Origin of the sequence: Kitasatospora sp. NPDC085464 (genome assembly GCF_044541955.1) — a bacterium.
Lineage (GTDB): Bacteria > Actinomycetota > Actinomycetes > Streptomycetales > Streptomycetaceae > Kitasatospora.
This window is the reverse complement of sequence record NZ_JBITTM010000014.1, coordinates 176,074-182,073: the sequence shown is the minus strand read 5'-3', so window position 1 is coordinate 182,073 and position 6,000 is coordinate 176,074. Positions and strand designations below refer to the sequence as shown.

The 6,000-nt window shown below is 71.5% G+C and carries 5 protein-coding genes and 1 pseudogene; 2 read left to right on the top strand and 4 right to left on the bottom strand.

Annotation, left to right across the window (positions count from 1 at the left end; genetic code table 11):
* Positions 1–449, bottom strand: a pseudogene (locus ACIGG8_RS15230) (dipeptidyl aminopeptidase); the annotation flags it as partial.
* Positions 450–550: 101 nt separating this feature from the next.
* Between ACIGG8_RS15230 and ACIGG8_RS15225 the strand changes: the two are divergent.
* The gene (locus ACIGG8_RS15225) at positions 551–1,162 is read left to right on the top strand and encodes a TetR/AcrR family transcriptional regulator C-terminal ligand-binding domain-containing protein (RefSeq protein WP_396548273.1); all 612 of its coding nucleotides are present in this window, start codon (positions 551–553) and stop codon (positions 1,160–1,162) included.
* Between the two features lie 92 nt (positions 1,163–1,254).
* On the opposite strand, the gene ACIGG8_RS15220 is transcribed toward ACIGG8_RS15225, so the two are convergent.
* A complete protein-coding gene (locus tag ACIGG8_RS15220) occupies positions 1,255–2,496 on the bottom strand; it encodes an Ig-like domain-containing protein (RefSeq protein WP_396548271.1) in 1,242 nt (413 codons plus the stop codon).
* Positions 2,497–2,824: 328 nt separating this feature from the next.
* Between ACIGG8_RS15220 and ACIGG8_RS15215 the strand changes: the two genes are divergently transcribed.
* Positions 2,825–4,168 (top strand): helix-turn-helix domain-containing protein, encoded by a 1,344-nt coding sequence (locus ACIGG8_RS15215; protein WP_396548270.1) that lies wholly within the window; start codon positions 2,825–2,827, stop codon positions 4,166–4,168.
* A gap of 84 nt (positions 4,169–4,252) precedes the next feature.
* On the opposite strand, the gene ACIGG8_RS15210 is transcribed toward ACIGG8_RS15215, so the two are convergent.
* On the bottom strand, positions 4,253–4,576 hold the full coding sequence (locus tag ACIGG8_RS15210) for a hypothetical protein (RefSeq protein ID WP_396548269.1): 324 nt from the start codon (positions 4,574–4,576) through the stop codon (positions 4,253–4,255).
* A 213-nt stretch (positions 4,577–4,789) separates the two neighbouring features.
* On the bottom strand, positions 4,790–5,866 hold the full coding sequence (locus ACIGG8_RS15205; RefSeq protein WP_396548268.1) for a GlxA family transcriptional regulator: 1,077 nt from the start codon (positions 5,864–5,866) through the stop codon (positions 4,790–4,792).
* Between the last annotated feature and the right edge of the window lie 134 nt (positions 5,867–6,000).

Genomic DNA, 6,000 nt, shown 5'->3' with positions numbered 1-6,000 from the left:
CGCGGCGTGCCGCAGTCGTCGGCGCGGTAGAGGTAGCCGGGCAGGGTGGTGTCCTCGTACGGGATCTCGACCGGCTCGATGACCGGGGTGAACAGTGCGGCCGCCGACCGGAAGCAGGCCACGCTGCGCTCGTAGGCGTGGTCGTGGCGGGGGTCGCAGGGGTGGCCGTGGAGGAAGAACTCGGCCGAGCGGTAGTAGTTCGAGGCCCGCAGGAAGGCGTCCCGGGCGCTGACCGTGTGACCGGCCGCCAGCGCCTTCCCCGCGTCGCGGGAGACCCGGTCGGCGGTGGCCAGCCACTCGGTGTACCAGCTTCCGTAGTCGCCCTCGGTGATGCGCTCGGCGGTGGAGACGACCTCGCCGGAGTCCGCGCCGCCGTAGGCGATGTGGCTCATCGAGCGCAGGGTCTCGTACCAGAACTGGATGTTGTTCGGGAACAGCAGCTGCTTCATCACACACACTCCCCTTCACTCGCAAGCACAGATTTGTGCTTGCGGTGGGAACAGTAGCCCCCGGATCCCCAGAAGCAAATATCTGTGCTTACGATGGAGGCATGACCGACAAGCAAGCGCCCGCACGAGTGCGCAGGAGCCCCGAACAGGTCCGCGAAGCCGTCCACCAGGCGGTCATCGACCTGCTCTCCGACCCGGACGGCGAGGACCTCAACATCCCCGCGATCGCACAACGCGCCGGCGTCAACCACACCAGCGTCTACCGGCGCTGGGGCAGCCTCGACGCCCTCCTGGCCGACCTGGTGACCACCCGGCTCGAACGCGACTCACCCCTGAACGACACCGGCAGCCTGCGCGGCGACCTCCTCGCCTGGGCCCGGGCCAGCGTCGCGAGCATCCGCACACCCCAGGGACGCGCCCTCGTGCGCGCCGTCGTGCTGTCCATGCCGAACAGCACCCAGGCCCAGGACGAGCGCGCGCAGCACTTCCGGCGCCGGATGCGCTCCATCGAGCAGATCCGCGAGCGGGCCACGGCCCGCGGCGAGGACCCACCGCCCCTGGAACAGATCCTCGACCAGCTCATCGCGCCGTTCTACGTCCGGGCGATCTTCGGCATCGACCCGCCGGACCACGGCTACCCCGAACTCCTGGTCGACAGACTGCTCGGCGACCGCAACGGACCGGGCCCGAGCGGTGCGTCCACGGCGACGTAGGCCGACCGGCGACGTAGGGCCGACCGGCGACGACGGCGGCCGCGCGACAAAGGAGGCCGTCCGGCGGCGGGTTCCCCCGCGGGCCGCGGGTGCTACCAGTTGGCCCAGGTGAGGTTCCAGCCGCCGAGGCCGTTGTCGGGCGAGACGGTCTTCTCCTTGGTGTTCACGACCGTGACGACGTCGCCGATCATCGAGCTGTTGAAGAACGACCCCGCGGGGGAGGTGTCGCTGCCGCCCTCCACGTCCTTGAGCGCGACGCAGCCGTGGCTGGTGTTGGCCTTGCCGAACGGGTCGCCCTTGTACCAGTAGTTGCCGTGGAGGTAGGTGCCGCTCCTCGTCAGCCGCATCGCGTGCGGGACGGCGGGGATGTCGTACTCGTTGCCGAGGCCCACCGTCTGGGAGTTCATGTGGGTGACCTTCTCCTTGGACATGATCACCATGGTGCCGCCCCACGACGCGTGCTTGTCGTCGCCGAGGGTGGCGGGCACCGTGGTGGACTTGCCGTCCCGCACGATCGTCATCTGGTGCGTGGCGGCGTCCGCGGTGGAGATCTGGGAGCGGCCGATGGTGAACGGCTCGTCCTTGTCGACGTCGCCCCAGACGCCGGGGGCGACCTCGACGTTCTTCAGCCGGTAGTGGATGGTGACCTTGGTCCCCGGCTTCCAGTAGTCCGCCGGACGGAAGTCGATCCGGTCGTCGCCGAACCAGTGCCCCTTCACCTCGGTGCCGTTGTCCGTCTCGAAGGTGATGGCCTTGGCGACGGCGTCCTTGTTCACGACCTTCGTGCTGAAGTCCACCTTGACGATCATGCCCACGCCGTAGGTCTGGCCGTCGGCGATGTTGTCGTTGGTGGACACCTGCTTGCCGGGCGGGACGGTGGTGAAGGCGCTGGTGGCCGCGGAGAGCAGACCGTCGGCGTCCTTCGCCTGGGCGTTCACCGTGTACGCCGTGCCGGGGGCGAGCGCGGCGGCGGGCTTCCAGTCGGTGCCGTCCGGGGTGATCGAGCCCGGGACGGGCTTGCCCTCCTTGTCGGTCACGTCGACGGTGGTGAGCCTGCCGTGGGAGACGGACACCCGGAGGGCGGTCGGTGCGACTCCCTGGGCCCCGTCCTTCGGCTCGACGTCCAGCACCGCGGTCGACGTCTTCGGCGTCGCCGCGGCGGCCGCCCCGCCGGGATTGCCGGAGGCGGCGGCGTGAGCGCCGTCGCCCCCGCCCTGGCCGTCGCCGCAGGCCGCGGACATCAGCAGGACCCCGCCCATGGCCAGTGCCACCGCGCCGCGGTGGAAACGGTCGTTGGTGCGTATCGCGGCCCGGGCCGCCCGAACAGTGCTCACAGTCGCTCCCTCTCGGTGTTCGCCGGCAGCTTGTGCGCCGGTTCGTCCCCGCCGCAACGGCGGGCCGCCGATCAGGGATGCTGGGACGCTTCCACCCCCTGTGACCTGGGAAGATATAACCCTCCTGGGACGCGCTCGCGGGACGATCCCGTGGGACGCCGGGAGGGCGCGGCCGGTGCCGCCGGCCTCCCCCGGGGAACCACGGGGTGGTCTGCAGCGTGCTTGTCTGCCGGAGCCCACGTCAGCCGGCGCCCCGGTGGCCCGGCGGTCGGCGACGGCCGAGCCGGGGGCGCGATCACCGAGGAGTGCACGAGCGGGTGGAGGACCAGTGCCAGAGGGGACCGGGGATTTGACGGCGGCGGAGGAGGTCGGGCGGCTGCTCCAGGAGCTGAAGAGCCGGTCGGGGCTCAGTTACGGCGCACTGGCGAAACGGCTGCACGTGAGCACGTCGGCCCTGCACCGCTACTGCAACGGCGACGTGATGCCGGTGGAGTACGACCCGCTGGAGCGCCTCGCGCGACTGTGCCGGGCGACACCGGAGGAGCGCACCGAGCTCTACCGGCTGTGGGTCATCGCCCACGCGACGCGGGGGAACCGGCAGGCGCCCGCACCTGGTCCTGTGGCACCCGGTCCTGCGACCCCCGGGCCCGTGGCACCGGTGGTTCCTTCGGCACCGGAACCGGAGGCGGAGGCGGAACCGCAGGCCGTACCGGAACCGCGGGCCGTACCGGAACTGCAGGCCGTACCCGAACCGCCAAGGGCCGCGGGAAGCGTCGCGGACGGCGGGACGGCAGACCCGGCACGCACCCCCGCCGTACAGCCGCGCCGGCGCGTGCGCCGGGGTGTACTCGCCGCCGTGACGGCTGCCGCGGTGCTCGCCACCATCGGGGCCGTCGCCACCGGCCTCGGGCCCCACCGGGGCGGTGACCCCGCGTCCGCTCCCGCCCCGACGGCGGACACCGGACCGTCCACCGGATCCCCGGCCCCGCTCCCGACTCCCGGCGCCACGGCCGCGCCGGTCACCGCGGGCGCGACCCCGTCGGGGTCGACCGCCGCCGACCAGGGACCGAGCGCCCCGATCACCGTCACGGTCCGCCCCTCCGGCTGGGTCAGCGCGTGCGACCAGTACGTGGTCGACCGCCCGCCGTCCGAAGTCCCCAGGCCGCCCGCGGTGGCGGACGTCTCCGCCTGGGCCGCCAGGGTCGGCGCGGTCCCCGGCCACTACCAGTCGATCGAGCTCGCCGTGCAGGGCACCGGCAGCGACACCGTGGTGCTGACCGCCCTCAACGTCCGCGTCGCCCGGATCGCGGCCCCGCTGGCCTGGAACGCCTACTCCATGGGCGAGGGCTGCGGCGGTGGGGTCGACAAGAAGTCCTACGACATCGACTTCGACGCTGCCCGCCCCCGTCCGGTCGTCAGCGAGGGCAGCACCGGCCTGCCGGTCAAGGTGAGCGAGGCCGACCCGGAGGTCATCCAGGTCAATGCCGAGACCGTCGCCCACGACGTCAGCTGGTACCTGGAACTGGAGTGGTCCAGCGGCAACCGGAAGGGCACGCTGCCCATCGGCCTCGGCGACGGCACGCCGTTCCGCACCAGCGCGGTCAAGGGCCGGCCGCTGTACAGCTATCCGATCGGCGGGAAGGCCTGGGAGCCGAGCCCCTTCCGGCAGTGACGACCGGGCAGTGACGACCGGGCGGCGGGAAACGGAAGCGGTCCGCCGGGACTTCCAGCGGACCGCTCCGAGGGATTGCGCCGGCTAATTCCTCTTGATCACTTTGCCCGCGTACCGGAATCCCTTGACGCTCGCCGGAGCGATCTTGAGCGTATTGGCGGCGATCGAAACGAGCATCTGCACGTTCTTCAGCGTCCCCTGCGCGTTGAACCCGTGGGCCTGGTGGTGGTCGTCGTGGATGTGGAGCGTGTGCTCCAGTGCCCCGTTGGCGTCGTAGATCTCCACGGTGTACTCGTGATAGTCGACCATGATGTCCCCCAATTCGACGGAGGTGCCTCCGCGGCGGAAATCAACGTAGCAGGCGGGAAGAATCGAGTCAGTATCACCCGACTGGTGCGGAAGGTGCATTCACGGCGTACCGAGGGGCGCATTCAGGGGCGCATTCGGAAACTCCGGGCCATTTGCGCCGTGAACATGACGGAGAATGCGGTCCGGACGGCCGAGCGGGTTTTGCCGCGGAATTCCTGACGTGCGCCGATCGATGTCGCCGACCGACACAGCCGGGCGTCGCCGCAACTGCGCGCCCGGGTCGCTTCGGTCGCTCGACCCCTCCCGGCTGCTTCAGGCGAGGACGGAGCCCGCCTCGCCGGTGGCCGGATCCGGGGCACGGAAGGTCCGACGGTACGCCGACGGGGCGACTCCGGCCTCCGCCGCGAGGTGCCGTCGCAGCGAGGTGGCGGTGGCGAATCCGACCTCGTGGGCGACGCGTTCCACCGGCAGATCGCTGGACTCCAGCAGGTGCCGGGCCCGCCGCAGCCGCTGCGAGATCAGCCAGCGGCCGGGGCTCAGACCGGTCTCCTCCTTGAAGCGCCGGGCGAAGGTACGGGTGCTCATCGCCGCGTGCGCGGCCAACTCATCCAGCGACAGCGGTAGTTCGAGCCGCTGCAGGGCCCAGGCGCGGGTCGGCCCGGTGCCGGTGGCGCCCGTCGGCGGCAGTGGCCGCTCGATGTACTGTGCCTGCCCGCCGTCCCGGTACGGCGGCATGACGCAGAAGCGGGCGGCCTGATTGGCGACCTCGGTGCCGTGGTCCTGGCGCAGCAGGTGCAGGCAGACGTCGAAGCCGCTGGCCGCCCCCGCCGAGGTCAACACGTCACCGTGGTCGACGAAGAGAACGTCGGTGTCGAGCTCGACCCGGGGGAACAGTTCCCGGAAGCGGTCGCTGAGCGCCCAGTGGGTGGTGGCCCGACGCCCGTCGAGGAGCCCGGTGGCGGCCAGCAGGAAGGCACCGCTGCAGATCGACACCAGACGGGTACCGGGCCGGACGCCGGACAGCGCGTCCAGGGCCTTCGGGTCCGCGGCGGCGGCCGATCTCCCGGTGATCGCGTACCCGGGGATGATCACGGTGTCCGCCTCGGCCAGCACCTCGGGGCCGTGCCCGGGGGTGACGGTCAGGTCCGAGACGGTGCGCACGGGCTTCCCGTCCACGCTCGCGGTCACCACCTCGTAGCGGCCGCCGACGGAGCCCAGGACGTGTTGAGGGATGCCGAGTTCGAAGGGGTAGATCCCGTCGAGCACGAGGACGACCACCTTGTGGGCGCCGGGCCGCGGTCCCGGGCGCAGCGCGCGATCCGGTTCGGTGGTGCGACCGGCTGGACCGCGGGCGCCGGGAGTACCGGGGGCTGCATGGTCGACGGGCATGGCGTGAATGTATCGGAGGCTGACCATTCCGCCATGGTCGGGGCCGACTCGACCGGCAAGGATCGAGGCACGACCTCGACGGAGACCCTGAGAACCTCGACCTCCTGAGCCCCCGTCGGGATCGATCGATCCGA

Bases quoted from the DNA above. Each gene is read 5' to 3' on its own strand.
- ACIGG8_RS15225 (WP_396548273.1), top strand. From the start codon at position 551: ATGACCGACAAGCAAGCGCCCGCACGAGTGCGCAGGAGCCCCGAACAG.
- ACIGG8_RS15210 (WP_396548269.1), bottom strand. From the start codon at position 4,576: ATGCACCTTCCGCACCAGTCGGGTGATACTGACTCGATTCTTCCCGCC.
- ACIGG8_RS15205 (WP_396548268.1), bottom strand. From the start codon at position 5,866: ATGCCCGTCGACCATGCAGCCCCCGGTACTCCCGGCGCCCGCGGTCCA.